At 64.1% G+C, this 15,363-nt stretch carries 16 protein-coding genes; 3 read left to right on the top strand and 13 right to left on the bottom strand.

Annotated features, from left to right (window positions below):
• Nucleotides 1-3: 3 nt before the first annotated feature.
• Nucleotides 4-186 (bottom strand): 50S ribosomal protein L32, encoded by a 183-nt coding sequence (gene rpmF / locus AB5S05_RS14230; protein WP_369288183.1) that lies wholly within the window; start codon nucleotides 184-186, stop codon nucleotides 4-6.
• 13 nt (nucleotides 187-199) lie between these two features.
• A complete protein-coding gene (locus AB5S05_RS14225) occupies nucleotides 200-727 on the bottom strand; it encodes a YceD family protein (RefSeq protein WP_369288182.1) in 528 nt (175 codons plus the stop codon).
• Between the two features lie 115 nt (nucleotides 728-842).
• On the opposite strand from AB5S05_RS14225, the gene AB5S05_RS14220 reads away from it, so the two are divergent.
• A complete protein-coding gene (locus tag AB5S05_RS14220) occupies nucleotides 843-1,421 on the top strand; it encodes a Maf family protein (RefSeq protein ID WP_369288181.1) in 579 nt (192 codons plus the stop codon).
• Nucleotides 1,422-1,472: 51 nt separating this feature from the next.
• Here the strand turns inward: AB5S05_RS14220 and AB5S05_RS14215 are convergent, their stop codons facing one another.
• From AB5S05_RS14215 to rluC, 3 genes are read right to left on the bottom strand one after another with little or no spacing between them, the layout of a single operon-like run.
• The gene (locus AB5S05_RS14215) at nucleotides 1,473-2,453 is read right to left on the bottom strand and encodes a S49 family peptidase (protein ID WP_369288180.1); all 981 of its coding nucleotides are present in this window, start codon (nucleotides 2,451-2,453) and stop codon (nucleotides 1,473-1,475) included.
• Nucleotides 2,443-3,138: an HAD-IA family hydrolase gene (locus AB5S05_RS14210; protein ID WP_369288179.1), complete on the bottom strand. Its 696-nt coding sequence runs from the start codon at nucleotides 3,136-3,138 to the stop codon at nucleotides 2,443-2,445. Before AB5S05_RS14210 ends, AB5S05_RS14215 begins: the two co-directional genes overlap by 11 nt.
• Nucleotides 3,131-4,084 carry a 23S rRNA pseudouridine(955/2504/2580) synthase RluC gene (rluC, locus tag AB5S05_RS14205; RefSeq protein WP_369288321.1) on the bottom strand — a complete coding sequence of 318 codons (954 nt, stop codon included), beginning with the start codon at nucleotides 4,082-4,084 and terminating at the stop codon, nucleotides 3,131-3,133. The genes AB5S05_RS14210 and rluC overlap by 8 nt, the downstream gene beginning before the upstream one ends.
• 575 nt (nucleotides 4,085-4,659) lie before the next feature.
• Here rluC and rne point away from each other — a divergent pair.
• Nucleotides 4,660-7,725, top strand: a complete 3,066-nt coding sequence (gene rne, locus AB5S05_RS14200) for a ribonuclease E (RefSeq protein WP_369288178.1) — start codon at nucleotides 4,660-4,662, stop codon at nucleotides 7,723-7,725.
• A 106-nt stretch (nucleotides 7,726-7,831) separates the two neighbouring features.
• Here rne and murB read toward each other — a convergent pair whose 3' ends face one another.
• The 8 genes from murB to AB5S05_RS14160 all read right to left on the bottom strand — a co-directional run bounded on the left by murB (nucleotide 7,832) and on the right by AB5S05_RS14160 (nucleotide 14,672).
• A complete protein-coding gene (murB, locus tag AB5S05_RS14195) occupies nucleotides 7,832-8,851 on the bottom strand; it encodes a UDP-N-acetylmuramate dehydrogenase (RefSeq protein WP_369288177.1) in 1,020 nt (339 codons plus the stop codon).
• Nucleotides 8,848-9,312: a low molecular weight protein-tyrosine-phosphatase gene (locus AB5S05_RS14190; protein WP_369288176.1), complete on the bottom strand. Its 465-nt coding sequence runs from the start codon at nucleotides 9,310-9,312 to the stop codon at nucleotides 8,848-8,850. The genes murB and AB5S05_RS14190 overlap by 4 nt, the downstream gene beginning before the upstream one ends.
• Complete coding sequence (gene kdsB, locus AB5S05_RS14185; protein WP_369288175.1) at nucleotides 9,312-10,076, bottom strand: 3-deoxy-manno-octulosonate cytidylyltransferase; 765 nt, start codon at nucleotides 10,074-10,076, stop codon at nucleotides 9,312-9,314. The genes AB5S05_RS14190 and kdsB overlap by 1 nt, the downstream gene beginning before the upstream one ends.
• Nucleotides 10,077-10,262, bottom strand: a complete 186-nt coding sequence (locus tag AB5S05_RS14180) for a Trm112 family protein (RefSeq protein WP_079201660.1) — start codon at nucleotides 10,260-10,262, stop codon at nucleotides 10,077-10,079. It abuts the gene before it with no gap.
• Nucleotides 10,263-10,310: 48 nt separating this feature from the next.
• Nucleotides 10,311-11,315, bottom strand: a complete 1,005-nt coding sequence (gene lpxK, locus AB5S05_RS14175; protein ID WP_369288174.1) for a tetraacyldisaccharide 4'-kinase — start codon at nucleotides 11,313-11,315, stop codon at nucleotides 10,311-10,313.
• A 13-nt stretch (nucleotides 11,316-11,328) separates the two neighbouring features.
• On the bottom strand, nucleotides 11,329-11,757 hold the full coding sequence (gene pocB / locus AB5S05_RS14170; protein WP_369288173.1) for a flagellar polar localization protein PocB: 429 nt from the start codon (nucleotides 11,755-11,757) through the stop codon (nucleotides 11,329-11,331).
• Nucleotides 11,754-12,386 (bottom strand): flagellar polar localization protein PocA, encoded by a 633-nt coding sequence (pocA, locus tag AB5S05_RS14165; protein ID WP_369288172.1) that lies wholly within the window; start codon nucleotides 12,384-12,386, stop codon nucleotides 11,754-11,756. Before pocA ends, pocB begins: the two co-directional genes overlap by 4 nt.
• A 72-nt stretch (nucleotides 12,387-12,458) precedes the next feature.
• Complete coding sequence (locus AB5S05_RS14160) at nucleotides 12,459-14,672, bottom strand: DNA internalization-related competence protein ComEC/Rec2 (protein ID WP_369288320.1); 2,214 nt, start codon at nucleotides 14,670-14,672, stop codon at nucleotides 12,459-12,461.
• 152 nt (nucleotides 14,673-14,824) lie between these two features.
• Between AB5S05_RS14160 and AB5S05_RS14155 the strand changes: the two genes are divergently transcribed.
• Nucleotides 14,825-15,358 (top strand): DUF2062 domain-containing protein, encoded by a 534-nt coding sequence (locus AB5S05_RS14155; protein WP_369288171.1) that lies wholly within the window; start codon nucleotides 14,825-14,827, stop codon nucleotides 15,356-15,358.
• The last annotated feature ends 5 nt before the right edge of the window (nucleotides 15,359-15,363 follow it).

The raw sequence follows: 15,363 nt of genomic DNA, 5'->3' as shown, positions 1-15,363 counted from the left end.
GGATTACTCGTCGGCGCCCTTGTCGATCACTTTGCGACCACGGTATACGCCCTCAGGCGATACGTGGTGGCGCAGATGAACTTCGCCAGTCGTCTTCTCGACGGACAGGGCATTACCCTCGAGGGCATCATGGGAACGACGCATGTCGCGTGCGGAACGGGATTTTTTGTTCTGCTGAACAGCCATAACTGATTAACTCCTAAACGTTTGGGTCACGCTTTAACTGCGCCAATACACTGAACGGGTTGGACCGCTTTACCTCGTCCTCGCTCGACTCGGGCTCATCGAGGCCGGCCGGCTGCTGGCAATCTATAGGGTCATGCGCTGGAACAATGGGCAAGGCGAGCAGCAACTCATCCTCAACCAATCCCAACAGATCCAATGGGTCTTCACCCAACTCCAGCACGTCATAGCCTTTCGGCACCGACTGGGTATTCGCACCTTCCTTCACCACGGCGTAATCACATGCGCTTTGGATCGGCAGAGCAACGAGTTCCAGACAACGCTGGCAAACCATCTTGACCTCAACCTCAAGCTCGCTATGTATAACCACAGCGTTACGCTCGTCGCGCCCGAAGAAGAACTTCGCGCTGACCACGCCTTGATTATCGGCAAGCGGATCACAGAGTCGCGCCAAGCTGGCCAGCGGCAGATCACCCTGGAGGGTGGTGCCACGATCAGCCAATTTGCGCGGATCAACGTGAGGTGGAATCTGACCATTCGACATAGGCGCCGCATTCTATGGATGCAACCTGCCCCTGTCAAAGGAATTTAGGCCTGCCGCGCTGTCCTGCGCGCCGCGCCGTGACTAGAATCGCCACCTTACATAAAAGGAGATCGCTATGCTGCCCTTGGTACTTGCCTCCAGCTCACCCTATCGCCGCGAATTGCTGAACCGCCTGCGCCTACCCTACAGCTGGGCTGCGCCGCAAATCGACGAAACCCGCCACCCCAGCGAAGACGCTGACAGCATGGTCCGCCGCCTCGCCACGGAAAAGGCTCAAGCACTCAGCAACACCCATAGCCACCACCTGATTATCGGCTCCGACCAGGCAGCCGTCCTCGACCAGCAGATCCTCGGCAAGCCCCACACCTACGAGCGCGCCCGCGACCAATTGCTGGCCGCCAGCGGCAAGAGCGTGACCTTCCTCACCGGACTGGCACTTCTCAACAGCCATAGCGGCCACTGCCAGGTCGACAGCATTCCCTTTACCGTCCATTTCCGGGAACTGAGCGAAGCACAGATCGAGCGCTACCTAAAAACCGAACAACCCTACGACTGCGCTGGCAGCTTCAAGGCCGAAGGACTGGGCATCAGCCTGTTTCGCAGCACCGAAGGCGCAGACGCCAGCAGCCTGATAGGCCTGCCACTGATTCGCCTGGTCGATATGCTGCATAACGCCGGCATCGACATCCCCTGACCAACAAAAAGCCCGACCAAGGCCGGGCTCCACTCACGCACCGAGCAACAACTAGCGCAATACCGGCCCTTGAAAGCCCATCCACAGGGCCAGGTGCTCGGCAACACTGGCTCCGATCTTCTTGGCAAAACGATCGAATGCACTTTCACGCACCGTGAAATCGACCACATTCTTCTCGCCAATCACTTCGCGCGCCACATAGCTGGTATTGCCCAGCGCATCGATCAAGCCCAACTGCAGCGCCTGCTCGCCAGACCAGACCAGACCGGAGAACAGCTCCGGGTGCTCATCGACCTTCAGCCGCTCGCCACGCCCCCGCACAACACTGTCGATGAACTGCTGATGAGTTACCTTCAGCACCTCCTTCCAGAACCGGGTCTCTTCAGCCTTCTGCGGCTGGAACGGATCGAGAAAGGCCTTGTGCTCACCGGAGGTATAGACCCGCCGATCGACCCCCAGCTTCTCCATCACCCCGACAAAGCCGAAGCCCGTTGCCGTGACGCCGATCGAACCGACCAGGCTCGCCTTGTCGGCGTAGATCTCATCCGCCGCACTGGCGATGTAGTAGGCCCCCGACGCCCCCAGATCACTGATCACCGCATAGAGCTTGATCGCAGGGTATTCGGCGCGCAGACGTCGAATCTCGTCATACACATAGCCCGACTGCACCGGACTACCGCCCGGACTATTGATACGCAAGACCACCCCCTTGGTCTTGCCATCTTCGAACGCCGCACGCAAGGCACCGACGATATTGTCGGCGCTGGCCGCCTCCTGATCGGCAATCATGCCGCGCAACTCGACCAACGCCGTATGACCATCGGTGGTCACCGCACCCTTGCGCCAGTCAAGCAGAGGCACAAACAAGGACAAGGTGACAAACAGATACACGAACATCAGCGTCTTGAAGAAAATCCCCCAGCGCCGCGCTCGCCGCTGCTCCTGAACGCCTGCCAGCAGCGTTTTCTCCAGCAGCTTCCAGCTCTTGGCTTCAGCCTCGTTGACTGCCGACGCCTTCCATTCATCCGACATAATCACCCACCCTTGCCCGTTGCTCGCTTACGCCCCGCTCCAGCCAGGCACGCAATTCGAAAAATCGCTCAATTGCCAACTTTGGACCATGCTCACGCAGCATCGCCAACGACTGAGCCCCATACCCGACCGCCACCGAATCTACGCCAGCCAACCTGGCCATCTGCAAGTCGAAGACCGAATCGCCAACCATCAAGGCATTCCGCGCAGCCACACCGCAATGCGACATTATCTCTTCAAGCATAAGCGGATTCGGCTTGCTTGCCGTTTCATCGGCGCAACGAGTGGTATCGAAATAATTCAGCCAGCCGTGCCCCGCCAGAACCCGCTGCAGCCCATGACGCCCCTTGCCGGTCGCCACAGCCAGGCGATAGCCCTGGTCGCGAAAAGCCTCCAACGCCTCGGCCACCCCATCAAACAAGGGCGACGGCTCGGCCTCCAGCGCCAGATAATGCTCGCTGTAGCAACGCTGAAAGCGTGCAACCCGAAGCGAATCGACAAGATCCGGGTACAGAGAACGAACAGCCTCCGGCAAGCCAAGCCCGATGATACCCCGGACTTCAAGATCACTACACCTGGGCATATCACAGGTATCAGCGGCCCGGTGCATGGCCTCGACAATTCGCCCAATCGAGTCGACCAGCGTGCCATCCCAGTCGAAGATAAGCAGCTCGTAATCAGACACTCAGCCGCTCCAAGGTATGCGCCCAGACCTCGTCGACAGGCGCCTCGAGCCTGAGCTCACCGCCATCCGGCAGCGGCACGACCAGCGCGTAGGCGTGCAAGAACAGGCGCTTGCCACCCAGACCGCGAATTTCGCGAGTAAAGTCATCGTCCCCGTATTTGCTGTCGCCGGCGATGCAATGACCCGCATGCTTGGAGTGCACGCGAATCTGATGGGTACGCCCGGTGACCGGCTTGGCCTCGACCAAGGTGGCAAACTCGCCAAAGCGCCGCAGCACGCGAAACACGGTGAGTGCCTCCTTACCCTCATCGTTGACCTCGACCATGCGCTCACCCGAACGCAGGTTGCTTTTCAGCAAGGGTGCATTGACCTGTTTCTTGGCCGTCGCCCAGTGCCCGCGCACCAGCGCCATGTAGCGCTTGTCCACACCATCGCCACGCAAGGCCTCATGCAGATGGCGCAACATGCTGCGCTTCTTGGCGATCATCAGCAAACCCGAAGTATCGCGATCCAGACGATGGACCAATTCCAGATCCTTGGCATCCGGACGCAGCTGCCGAAACGCCTCGATCACCCCGTAGTTGAGGCCACTGCCGCCATGCACGGCGATGCCGGCAGGCTTGTTCAGCACGATCAGCGCCTTGTCCTCATAGATGACGGCCGCCTCGAGTCGCGCCAACAACCCTTGCGCCAGAGGTTCAGGCTCATCACGCTCGGCCAGGCGCAACGGCGGGACACGCACGATATCGCCGGGCTGCAGCTTGTACTCGGGCTTGATCCGCCCCTTGTTCACCCGCACTTCGCCCTTGCGCAAAATGCGGTAAATCAATGTCTTGGGCACACCCTTGAGCTGAGTGCGAAGGAAGTTATCGATACGCTGACCGGCGAGTTCCGGTGCGACCTCGAGCAACTGAACGCCGGAGGTCGGAGAAGGAGAGATTGTCATCGCGCAATCATAACAATTTTTTATGGATTTGAAGCACTTAATCATTGCTGCTATAGTCGCGAACGCCGCCAAAAGCGGTCCGGTACGCGGATGATCGCCAAAACTGCCATCCCCGGCCGATGCAACCCTTTCAGGACGTAAGGCCGTCCGACGGATTCTTCAGAGACAGACAAGGCTGCAAAGCCCCCTCGGAGAGCTCGGAAACAAAGCCTTTGCAATAGATGCGCGGCCATCCCCATTGGACGACTGCGATTAATGCCAACCCGCTGCGGATTCTGCGAGCGGCACCCGATTTTCAGCGATACGTGTAGGGTGGAGATGTACAACAGTCGGTCTGCGTAGCTTTATCCAAGACGCTTCATCTCGTCCGCTACCGGCAATTGATTCCTCCTCCTGAGTGAGTGCTTTCTGTCACAACAGCAAGCAGGAGACGTCCGTCGCGGCCCAGCCCAACCGGTTGACTGCCGCTCGACAATGAAACGATTTACGACCGTTTCTGACGCGCCTGACACCGACCCTGAGAGTCGTGTGTGCCGAACGCCGCTTCCGGCAGCCCCGGAAACCGACGGTACTACATGAAAAGAATGCTGATTAACGCAACTCAACCCGAAGAGTTGCGTGTCGCTCTGGTCGACGGCCAACGCCTGTACGATCTGGACATCGAATCTGGTGCCCGCCAACAGAAGAAGGCCAACATCTACAAGGGCCGCATCACCCGCGTCGAGCCCAGCCTCGAAGCGGCGTTCGTCGACTTCGGCTCCGAGCGCCACGGCTTTCTCCCCCTGAAAGAAATCTCCCGCGAGTACTTCAGCAAGACCCCCGAAGGTCGCGTCAACATCAAGGACGTGCTCAAGGAAGGCCAGGAAGTCATCGTCCAGGTCGAGAAGGAAGAGCGCGGCAACAAGGGCGCGGCCCTGACCACCTTTATCAGCCTGGCCGGCCGCTACCTGGTGCTGATGCCCAACAATCCCCGCGCCGGCGGCATCTCGCGGCGCATCGAGGGCGAAGAGCGCAATGAGTTGCGCGAGGCGCTCAATGGCCTGGTCGCACCGAGCGACATGGGCCTGATCGTGCGCACCGCCGGCCTCGGTCGCTCCAGCGAAGAAATGCAGTGGGACCTCGACTACCTGCTGCAGCTCTGGACCGCCATCAAGGAAGCCTCGCAGGACCGCGCCGCCCCTTTCCTGATCTACCAGGAAAGCAATGTGATCATCCGCGCCATCCGTGACTACCTGCGCCAGGACATCGGCGAAGTACTGGTCGACAGCGTGGAAGCCCAGGAGGAAGCCCTGAGCTTCATCCGCCAGGTGATGCCGCAATACGCCAGCAAGATCAAGCTGTATGAAGACAGCGTGCCGCTGTTCAACCGCTTCCAGATCGAAAGCCAGATCGAAACCGCCTTCCAGCGCGAAGTGAAGCTGCCATCCGGCGGCTCCATCGTCATCGACCCCACCGAGGCACTGGTGTCCATCGACATCAACTCGGCACGCGCCACCAAAGGCAGCGATATCGAAGAAACCGCGCTGCAGACCAACCTTGAAGCGGCCGAAGAGATCGCGCGACAACTGCGCCTGCGCGACATCGGCGGCCTGATCGTCATCGACTTCATCGATATGACCCCGGCAAAGAATCAGCGCGCCGTGGAAGAGAAGGTCCGCGAGAGCCTCGAGGCCGACCGCGCCCGCGTCCAGGTCGGTCGCATCTCGCGCTTCGGCCTGCTGGAGATGTCCCGTCAGCGCCTGCGCCCATCCCTGGGTGAAAGCAGCGGCATCGTCTGCCCACGCTGCAATGGCCAGGGCATCATCCGTGATGTCGAGTCGCTGTCGCTGGCGATCCTGCGCCTGATTGAGGAAGAGGCCCTGAAGGACCGCACCGCCGAGGTTCGTGCCCAGGTGCCTATCCCGGTTGCCGCCTTCCTGCTCAACGAGAAGCGCAATTCGATCACCAAGATCGAACTGCGCAGCCGCGCGCGCATCGTCATCCTGCCGAACGATCATCTGGAAACCCCGCACTTCGAAGTGCAGCGCATCCGTGACGACAGCCCGGAAGCCCAGGTAGCCCAGTCCAGCTACGAGATGGCCGCGGCCGAGGTCGAAGAGGTCCAACCGGCCGCCGCAACCCGCACCCTGGTCCGCCAGGAAGCCGCGATCAAGGCCGCCCCGCAACGCGCAGCACCGGCGCCAGTGCCGGCCCCGGCGAGCGAGATCAGCGAGCCGACCGCCGCCAGCCAGCCGAGCCTGTTCAAGGGGCTGGTGAAGTCCCTGGTCAGCCTGTTTGCCGGCAAGGAAGAGGAAAAGCCGGCAGTCGTCGAGAAGAAGAGAAGCGAACGTCCGCCACGCAGCGAGGAGCGCCGCAGCGGTCGCCAGCAGAACCGTAGCCGCGGCGGTCGCCGCGACGAAGAGCGCAAGCCGCGTGAGGAACGCCAGCCGCGCGAAGAGCGTGCTGCACGCGAGGAACGTGCGCCGCGCGAGGAGCGCCAGCCGCGCGCCCCGCGCGAAGAACGCCAGCCGCGTGAAGCGGTGGAGGTTCGCGAACCCCAGGAAGTGCGTCAGTCGCGTCCGCCACGCGAGCCCCGCGAAGGCCAGGATAACCGCCGCGAGCGCAAGCCGCGTGAAGAACGTCAGCCTCGCGAACTGCGCGAACCGCTGGACAGCCCGTCTAGCGCCGACGCAGAAGAAGCCCGTGCCGAGCGCCCGCAACGCGAACCGCGCCAGCCCCGTGCTCCGCGCGAGGAGCGCCAGCCGCGCAGCGAGCAGGCTCCTGCAGCCGAAGAAGAGGTACTGACTACCGAGGAGCAGGCGCAAGACGCCGAGCAGGAAGGTGGCGAGACCGGCGAACGTCCTCGTCGCCGCTCGCGCGGCCAGCGTCGTCGCAGCAACCGCCGCGAACGCCAACGCGATGCCAACGGCAACCTGATCGAGGGTGGCGAAGAGGCCAGCGAAGACGGTAGCGAAGGTGCAGCCAAGCCAGCCGTAGCCGCAGTGGCTGCGGCAGCGACCGCTGAAGAGGCCGAGCAGGTGGTGGTGCAGGCGCCCGATCAGGCGGCTGCCGAGTCGACTCACGCCGTCGAACAACCGGCGGCGGAAATCGCCACCCAGCCGGCCGAACCCCGCGCCAGCGAAACCCTTGCCGAGCAGCAGCCGCTTGAATCCGTGGCGCCGGCCGAAGTCGAGGCCGAACCGGTCATCCAACCGGTTGCCGAGCCTGAAACTGCCGAGGAGCCTGCCATCGAAGCCCCCGTGGTGATCGCCAGCCCCGCCCCTAGCGAGGCCAGCGTAGAAACCCCTGCGCCCGAAGCAACGACCGAAACCGCCGCCGCAGAGCCAGTCGAAGCTGCCGCGAACGTAGCGTCAAGCAGCACCGGCCGCGCCCCGAACGACCCGCGCGAAGTGCGTCGGCGCAAGCGCGAGGCCGAGCGCCTGGCACGCGAAGCTGCCGAGGCCGCCGCCGCGGCTCCACAGGTCGAAGCCGGCGTCGCCGAAAGCGAAACGGTAGCGCAAGCGCAGAAAGCAGCGCATGGCGAAGCGACTGCAGCCGAGCAGCCGGAACCGCAAGCGGCTCCGAGCGACGAGGCCCCGAGCAAGGACACAGGCGAAGTCGAAGCTGAAGAGAAGCAAGACGAGCAGGCCGTAAAGCCCTAGGTTCGAACTAGGGACAATAAAAAGGGGATGCCATCGGCATCCCCTTTTTATTTGTGCTGCCAAGCGCTGACGCACAGCAACAACCAAGGGCACCGCCCCGCTAGCCTCACAGCACGTTGGGCTCGATCTCCAGGTTCACCGCAAAGCGCCGCGCCACATCCGCCTGGATACGCTGCGCCAGCGCCAGCAGCTGCAGGCCACTGGCCCGGCCGTAATTGACCAGCACCAACGCCTGCAATCGATGCACGCCCGCATCGCCCTCGCGATAGCCTTTCCAGCCGGCTCGCTCGATCAACCAGCCCGCCGCCAGCTTGACCTGGCCGTCGGCCTGCGGATAGGCGACCAGATCGCTGTGCTCGGCGCGCAGGCGCTCGGCCAACTCGGCGGAGACCAGGGGATTCTTGAAAAAGCTGCCGGCATTGCCGAGCAAGGCCGGATCCGGCAGCTTCTCACTGCGAATTGCACAGATGGCGCGACTGACATCGACGGCCGTCGGCTTGCCGATACCCTGCTCGGCCAGATACTGGCGCACCGGCCCATAGTCCAGATGCAGAGGCGCCGTGCGCTGCAAGGCGAAGCGCACCCGCAGGATTATCCAGCGCCCGGCCTCACGCTTGAACAGGCTGTCGCGGTAGGCGAAGGCACATTCGTCCAGGGCGAATTCGCGCAGGCTACCACTGTTTCGATCGAGCGCCGTCAGGCCGGCAAACACATCCTTCAGCTCGACACCATAGGCACCGATATTCTGCATCGGCGCGGCGCCGACGGTACCGGGGATAAGGCTGAGGTTTTCCAGGCCGACCAACCCCTGCTGCAGTGTCCATTGCACGAACGGATGCCAGGGCTCACCCGCCTCGACCTCGAGCACGACCCGCTCGCCATCATCCGCCAATTGACGAATACCGCGACTGGCCATGCGCAGCACCAACGCCTCGACATCGGCGGTCAACAGCAGATTGCTACCTCCGCCGAGCAACAGCAACGGCAGCTCGCGCCTGCGTGCGCAGGCCAACGCCTCACGCACCTGCTCATCGTCATGCGCTTCGGCGAACAGCCGCGCCGAGGCCTCGACAGCGAAGCTGTTGTAGGCCTTGAGCGACACCTTTTCTCGCAACTGCAGACTCATAGACGCCCCTCAAGCTCGACCAGCAAGGCATCACATGCCTGCTCGATCAGGTCCAGGACCCGTTCGAAGCCATCTTCGCCGCCATAGTAGGGGTCGGGCACCTCATCCAGCGCCAGCCGGTAACGACGCAGAAACAAGTCCAACTCGGCCTTGCCCTGGCTCGGTCGCAGACGCTCCAAGTGCTGCAGGTTGCTGGCGTCCATGGCCAGGATGAGATCGAAGCTGGCGAAGTCCTGGGGCGACACCTGACGCGCGCGCAGGGCATCCAGCTCATACCCGCGCCGCTGTGCCGCCAGTCGGGTACGCCGGTCCGGCGTCTTGCCGACATGCCAGTCACCGGTGCCCGCCGAGTCCACTTCGATTCGCCCGTGCAGCCCCGCCTCACGCAGCTTGTGGCGAAGCACGCCTTCGGCCGTGGGCGAGCGACAGATATTGCCCAGGCAGACGAACAAGACGCGCATCAGCCCCCCAGCAACCGGCGCACGCGCTCCAGATCCTGCGGCGTATCGACGCCTGCCGGAGGGGCCTGCAGGGCGTCGGCGACATGGATGCGCACACCATGCCAGAGGGCCCGCAGCTGCTCCAGGCATTCGCTGTCCTCCAGCCAGCACGGGCCCCAGGCGACGAAATCATGGAGGAACTGGGTGCGATAGGCATAGATGCCGATGTGCCGGCGATAGGGCACGCCATCTGGCAATGCCTCCTGGCTGGCGGCAAAGGCGTCGCGCGCCCAGGGCAGCGGCGCGCGGCTGAAGGTCAGGGCCAGGCCGTCGCGGTCGCTGACCACCTTGACCACGTTCGGGTTGAACAGCGCGGCGGCCTCCTCGATCGGCTCGGCCAGGGTGGCGATGGCCGCCTGCGGGTGCGCCGCGAGATTGGCGGCGACCTGGTCGATGATGGCGGGTGGAATCATGGGCTCGTCGCCCTGCACATTGACCACGATGGCATCGTCCGGCAATCCTAGCGCAGTGGCGACCTCCGCCAGACGATCGGTGCCAGAGTTGTGGTCGGCGCGAGTCAGCAATACTTCCGCGCCAAAGGCCCGGCAAGCCTCAACGATGCGCGCATCATCAGTTGCCACCACCACTCGCTCGGCACTGCTCTTGCAGGCCTGCTGCCAGACATGCTGAATCATCGGCTTGCCGGCGATATCCTGCAGTGGCTTACCCGGTAGGCGTGTGGAGGCGTAACGCGCCGGAATCACAACGGTAAAGACGTCACTCATCTACTTGTCCAGGCGCTCGTCGACATTGAGGGTACGGGCTTCGCTTTCCAGCATCACCGGAATCCCGTCGCGCACGGGAAACGCCAGGCCATCGGCCTTGCAGATCAGCTCGGACTTGTCCGCAGCGAGCTTGAGGGGCCCCTTGCACAGCGGGCAGGCCAGGATATCGAGAAGTTTCGGGTCCATGATGGGTCCTTGAGGTACGACAGCTTTGAATGGCGCCGGGTGGTCGAATCACTGCGCGGGTGGCAGCACTCGGCTCAGCTGATCGTCGAACCAGGCAGTAAAGGCCGCGGAAGGCTGGGCATCCACCGCCAGGTACCACCAGTCGGCGGCGGCGAAGGCTCGGCATTTGACCGCATCCTTTTCCGTCATCACCAGCGGCAGCGTCGGGCTGAAATCCAGGCATTCGGCACTGTACTGCGCATGGTCGGCGAAGGGGTGCGCAATTGGCCGCCAGTGTAGCGCCTCGAGCGTCTTGAAGAAACGTTGCGGATTGCCGATGCCGGCCACGGCATGCAGCGCCTGCTGTGGGGGAAAGTGCGCCAGCGGCCGACGCTCGCCGCTGCGCAGATTGACCAAGGCGCTGGGCCGCAGGCTGAAGCCATAGCCGCCTGGCGGATCGCTCTCGGCGCCATTGAACAGCAGCGCATCGACCCCGTTCAGGCGCTCGACCGGCTCGCGCAAGGGTCCGGCCGGGAGGCAGCGCCGATTGCCCAGGCCACGCGCGGCATCGACCAGCACCAGCTCCAGGTCGCGGGCCAGCCGGTAATGTTGCAGGCCGTCATCGCTGAGCACCAGATCCAGGGGTTCGGCGGCGAGCAGTGCCTGCACCGCACGCCCGCGGTCGGGATCGATCATCAGCGGCACGCCGCTGCGCTGGACGATCAGCAGCGGCTCATCGCCGGCGATCATGGCCGTCTGCTCGGCCGTCACCCGCCAGGGAAACTGCGGGGGCGCGGCGCCATAGCCGCGACTGACCACCCCTACTCGCAGCCCGCGCCGGCGGCAATGCTCGATCATCCAGAGAATCATCGGGGTCTTGCCGGTGCCGCCAACGGTGATGTTGCCCACGACCAGCACCGGCAACGGCGCCCGGTAGATACCGCCCTCGCCCGCCAGGAAGCGCGCGCGCCTGCGCTGCACCACCTGCCGATAGAGGAATTCCAGCGGCCGCAGCAGAACGAGTGCGGGATGACCGGCATACCAGGCGGCCAACAGTCGATCGGAAAAGGCCATCAGCGGACGACCCTCAAGGCGCGGCCTGCGCCTCGACCGTGGTGATGCGCAGATGGGCGAAGCCGAGCTTGCCCGCCGCATCCATGGCCGTGATCACCGCCTGGTGCTGGGTCTTGGCATCGGCGCTGATGGTCAGGGGCAGGCTGTTGTCACCCTCCGATTCCTTCTGCAGAGCGGCCATCAGGCTGCTCAGGTCGTTTTTCAACAGCTGCCGACCATTGAGCGAATAGCTGCCGTCGGCGCCGATCAGTACCTCCAGCTGCTTGAGTTCGGACTGCTCCGGCGGCGTGCCACTGGCGGCTTCCGGCAAATCGACCTTGAGCTGGGTCTCGCGGGTAAAGGTGGTGGTAACCACGAAAAACAACAGCAGGATAAACACCACATCGATCAACGAGGCCAGATTGATCTCGACGTTCTCCCGTGGTTTGCGTCGGAATTTCACGCCTTGCCCTCGGCCATGTCGACGTCACGATCGCCCTGTACCACCTCGACCAGCTTGATTGCCTCCTGCTCCATGCCGACCACCAGCTCGTCGATACGACGCTGCAGGTAGCGGTGGAAGAATAAGGCTGGGATCGCCACTATCAGGCCGGCCGCGGTGGTAATCAGCGCCTTGGCGATCCCCCCGGCGAGCAGTGGCGCATTGGCCATGCCCGAACCCATGAAGGAGCTGAAGATCTCGATCATGCCCAGTACGGTACCGAGCAGGCCTAGCAGCGGTGCGATGCCGGCGATGGTGCCAAGGGCGTTGAGGTAGCGCTCCAGCTCGTGGATCACCCGCGCGGCCGCCTCCTCGATACACTCCTTCATGATCTCCCGGCCATGCTTGGAGTTGGCCAGGCCAGCGGCCAGGATCTGTCCCAGCGGCGAGTCGGCGCGCAGCTCCTTGAGCTTCTGGTTGTTCAGTTTCTTGTCTTTGATCCAGCGCCAGACCTGACCCAGCAGGTGCGGCGGGGTAACGCGGCCGGGCCGCAGCGTCCACAGGCGCTCGGCAATGATGCCGGCCGCGGCGATAGAACACAGAATGATTGGCAGCATCATCCAGCCGCCAGCTTTGACCAGTTCCCACACGGTGGCAGATCCCCTTCACAAAAGTGGCGCCACTCTAGCATAGGGTCGAGGTGTCGCCGACCGCCTCCGTTCTCATTTTTCCCGCCAAAATCGCATCTCCTGGCGCAGTCCCCAACCCGCCTCGAAAGCCCCCAGGCGCAGGCGCACCGCTCCCTGCTCGACACTGTCGTAGAGCCTGGCGGGCAGCGCCTGATAACGTGCCAGTACCGAGGCGTGGGGATGGCCGAAAGCATTCAGCGCGCCCCGCGAAATCAGCGCCGCGCGGGGCGCGACCGCCTGCAGGAACGTTGCCGAGGATGAGCTGCGGCTGCCGTGGTGGGGCACCAGCAACCAATCGGCACGCAGGTCCAGGCCACTGGTGAGCAGGGCCTGCTCGGCCTGGCTGTCGATGTCGCCGGTCAGCAGCAGGCGCTCGCCGGATGCCTCGACCTGCAATACGCAGGAAGCCTGGTTGCCAGTGCCCGCCTGCGCCCAGCGCCAGGTACTGAAGCGCACCTCATCCCACTGCCAGCTTTGCCCCGAGGCACAGGGCCCGGCCTGGAGCCGCCGGGGCAGCTCGGCGGCCTCCCCGCTCAGCACCCGCGCGGCCTCCAGGCCACGCAGGACAGCCGCGGCTCCGCCGGCGTGATCATTGTCGGCGTGACTGAGCAGCAACAGGTCGAGCCGGCGCACATCCAAAGCGCGCAGCGACGGCACCACCACCCGCTCGCCCATGTCGAAGTCGGCAGAGCGCGCCCCGGCATCGTACAAGAGCGCATGCTCGCGGGTGCGCACCAGTACCGCCAAGCCCTGACCGACATCCAGCATCCATACCTGCGCCTGACCGGGCGCCGGGCGCGGCGGCGGGCTGTACAGCAGTGGCAGCAACAGCAACCAGCCCAGGCTGCGCATCGGCACTCCGGCCGGCATCAGCAGCAGCAGACTGCCGAGCGCGCAGAGCAGCAGAGCCCAGAGCGGCAACGCGCCTGGCAGCCAGGCAGGCTGCCAGGCGGCGATCTGCGCCAGCAGAAAGAACAACAGCTCCAGCAATCCGCCGGCAAGCCAGAGCAGCGCCTCGCCCAGCCAGGGCACCGGCAGCAGCAGGGTGCCGAACATTGCCAACGGCACCACCGCCACACCGACCCAGGGCACGGCCAGCAGATTGGCCAGCGGTCCACTGGCACTGATCGGCAACCCCAGCGCCAGCAGCAACGGCAGCAGGCCCAGGGCCATGGCCCATTGCGCTCGCCCCAGCGTCTGCCACCACGGCCAGGCGCCCAGGCGACCCGAGAAGGTCAGAACCAGCAGCGCCACCGCGCCGAAAGACAGCCAGAAGCCTGGCTGCAGGCTGGCCAATGGCTCGACCAGCAGGACCAGCAGCAAAGCGCACAGCAAGGGCAGCCAGATACCCAGATGACGAAAGCGCCAACGCCATAACAGCACCAGGCCAATCATCACGCAGGCGCGCCGTACTGGCACCTCGAACCCGGCCAGCAGGCCATAGGCCAGGGCGCCGGCGAAGCCCAGCGCACAGGCACAGGGCAGCCAGGGACAACCGCGCGGCCACCAGCCCAGGCGCGCCAGGCCGGCGACCAGGCCATAGAGCAGGCCGGCCAGCAGGCCGATATGCTGGCCGGAAATCACCAGCAGGTGCACGGTGCCGGTGTCCTGCAGCAACCGCCAGTCCGCCGTCGACAGACCCGAAGCGTCGCCCAGGACCAAGGCCGACAACGCCCCCGCTCGTCCCCAGGCCTCGCTGGCAAGCAACCGTCGGCGTAGCCCGTCGCGCCAACCGTCGAAGCCGCCGGCAGCAGACAACCGCTCTCCGGCCTTGACCGTCCCAGTGGCACCGATACGCTGGGCCAGCAGCCAGGCCTCGTAGTCGAAGGATTGCGGATTGACCAGGCCACGGGGACGCTTCAGGCGTACCGCCAGACGCCAGTGTTCGCCAGCGCGCAACGCGGGTCCGCCATGCCAGGCCAGGCGCAGTCGTTCTGGTAACTTGCCATGGCGAGACACGGCCCCGTCGAGCTGAAAGCGCACCACCTCGTCGCCCAGTTGCGGCAGGCCCACGACCCGCCCTTGCAGCCACAGGGTGCGCCCGTCCAGCTCTGGCGCCAACCTGTCGTCCAGTGCCCACTGCGCGCAGATACAGGCCCAACTGAAGCCAAACAGCAACAGTGCCAGCGGATAGCTGCGAAATGGCAACAACATCAGCCCCAGCACCGGCAACAGGCAGAACAGCCAGGTCGGCGGCAACGCCGGGAGCCATCGCAGCAGGAGCAGGCCTGCCGCCAGCGCCAACATCCCTAAGCGCACAATCGCACACTCCTTTGGCCCCCATCCCGAAGACCCTGCCGAACGACCGTCGCAGGCGAACTTTCTGACACAAAGTGTGTCGGCGACTGGTCATTAATCCGTGCATAATATCGGCGCTTCTAGCCCGCCAGAGAGCCCACATGCCGCGTCGCCTATTCAAGCGCTACATGCCTCACCCAGACCGCATCAAGGCCAGCAAATCTCTGCGCTTCCTCGGCACGCTGATCCACGACCCCAACCTCTGGCACCTGAACCGCCACTCCGTCGCTCGGGCCATGGCCATCGGCCTGTTTTGGGCGATGATCCCGATGCCCATGCAAATGGCCGCCGCCGCCGCGGTGGCGATTCCGGCGCGGGCCAATCTGCCGATCTCCATCGGCCTGGTCTGGCTGACCAACCCGATCACCATGCCGCCGGTGTTCTATTGCAGCTACAAGTTCGGCGCCTGGATGACCGGCACGCCGACCCTGAAAATGCCCGAGCACATCACCCTGAGCTGGGTCGGCCAGGTGCTGCAGACCCACTGGCAGCCCCTGTTGCTCGGCTCCCTGGTGCTGGCGCTGGTCCTCTCGGTGCTGGGCTACGTACTGACCAACACCTACTGGCACTGGTGGGTCCGCCACAACTGGCGCAAGCGCCAGGAAAAACGTCGCAACCGAGACCTCAAGGACTGAAACAA

Source organism: Pseudomonas zhanjiangensis, assembly GCF_041027545.1.
Taxonomy (GTDB): domain Bacteria; phylum Pseudomonadota; class Gammaproteobacteria; order Pseudomonadales; family Pseudomonadaceae; genus Aquipseudomonas; species Aquipseudomonas zhanjiangensis.
This window is presented reverse-complemented; position numbering and strand designations above follow the sequence as displayed.

What these genes read in the sequence shown, in the direction of transcription:
- rpmF (WP_369288183.1), bottom strand. Translation starts at nt 186, where the DNA reads ATGGCTGTTCAGCAGAACAAAAAATCCCGTTCCGCACGCGACATGCGT.
- AB5S05_RS14225 (WP_369288182.1), bottom strand. Translation starts at nt 727, where the DNA reads ATGTCGAATGGTCAGATTCCACCTCACGTTGATCCGCGCAAATTGGCT.
- AB5S05_RS14220 (WP_369288181.1), top strand. Translation starts at nt 843, where the DNA reads ATGCTGCCCTTGGTACTTGCCTCCAGCTCACCCTATCGCCGCGAATTG.
- AB5S05_RS14215 (WP_369288180.1), bottom strand. Translation starts at nt 2,453, where the DNA reads ATGTCGGATGAATGGAAGGCGTCGGCAGTCAACGAGGCTGAAGCCAAG.
- rluC (WP_369288321.1), bottom strand. Translation starts at nt 4,084, where the DNA reads ATGACAATCTCTCCTTCTCCGACCTCCGGCGTTCAGTTGCTCGAGGTC.
- rne (WP_369288178.1), top strand. Translation starts at nt 4,660, where the DNA reads ATGAAAAGAATGCTGATTAACGCAACTCAACCCGAAGAGTTGCGTGTC.
- murB (WP_369288177.1), bottom strand. Translation starts at nt 8,851, where the DNA reads ATGAGTCTGCAGTTGCGAGAAAAGGTGTCGCTCAAGGCCTACAACAGC.
- AB5S05_RS14190 (WP_369288176.1), bottom strand. Translation starts at nt 9,312, where the DNA reads ATGCGCGTCTTGTTCGTCTGCCTGGGCAATATCTGTCGCTCGCCCACG.
- kdsB (WP_369288175.1), bottom strand. Translation starts at nt 10,076, where the DNA reads ATGAGTGACGTCTTTACCGTTGTGATTCCGGCGCGTTACGCCTCCACA.
- AB5S05_RS14180 (WP_079201660.1), bottom strand. Translation starts at nt 10,262, where the DNA reads ATGGACCCGAAACTTCTCGATATCCTGGCCTGCCCGCTGTGCAAGGGG.
- lpxK (WP_369288174.1), bottom strand. Translation starts at nt 11,315, where the DNA reads ATGGCCTTTTCCGATCGACTGTTGGCCGCCTGGTATGCCGGTCATCCC.
- AB5S05_RS14160 (WP_369288320.1), bottom strand. Translation starts at nt 14,672, where the DNA reads ATGTTGGCGCTGGCGGCAGGCCTGCTCCTGCTGCGATGGCTCCCGGCG.
- AB5S05_RS14155 (WP_369288171.1), top strand. Translation starts at nt 14,825, where the DNA reads ATGCCGCGTCGCCTATTCAAGCGCTACATGCCTCACCCAGACCGCATC.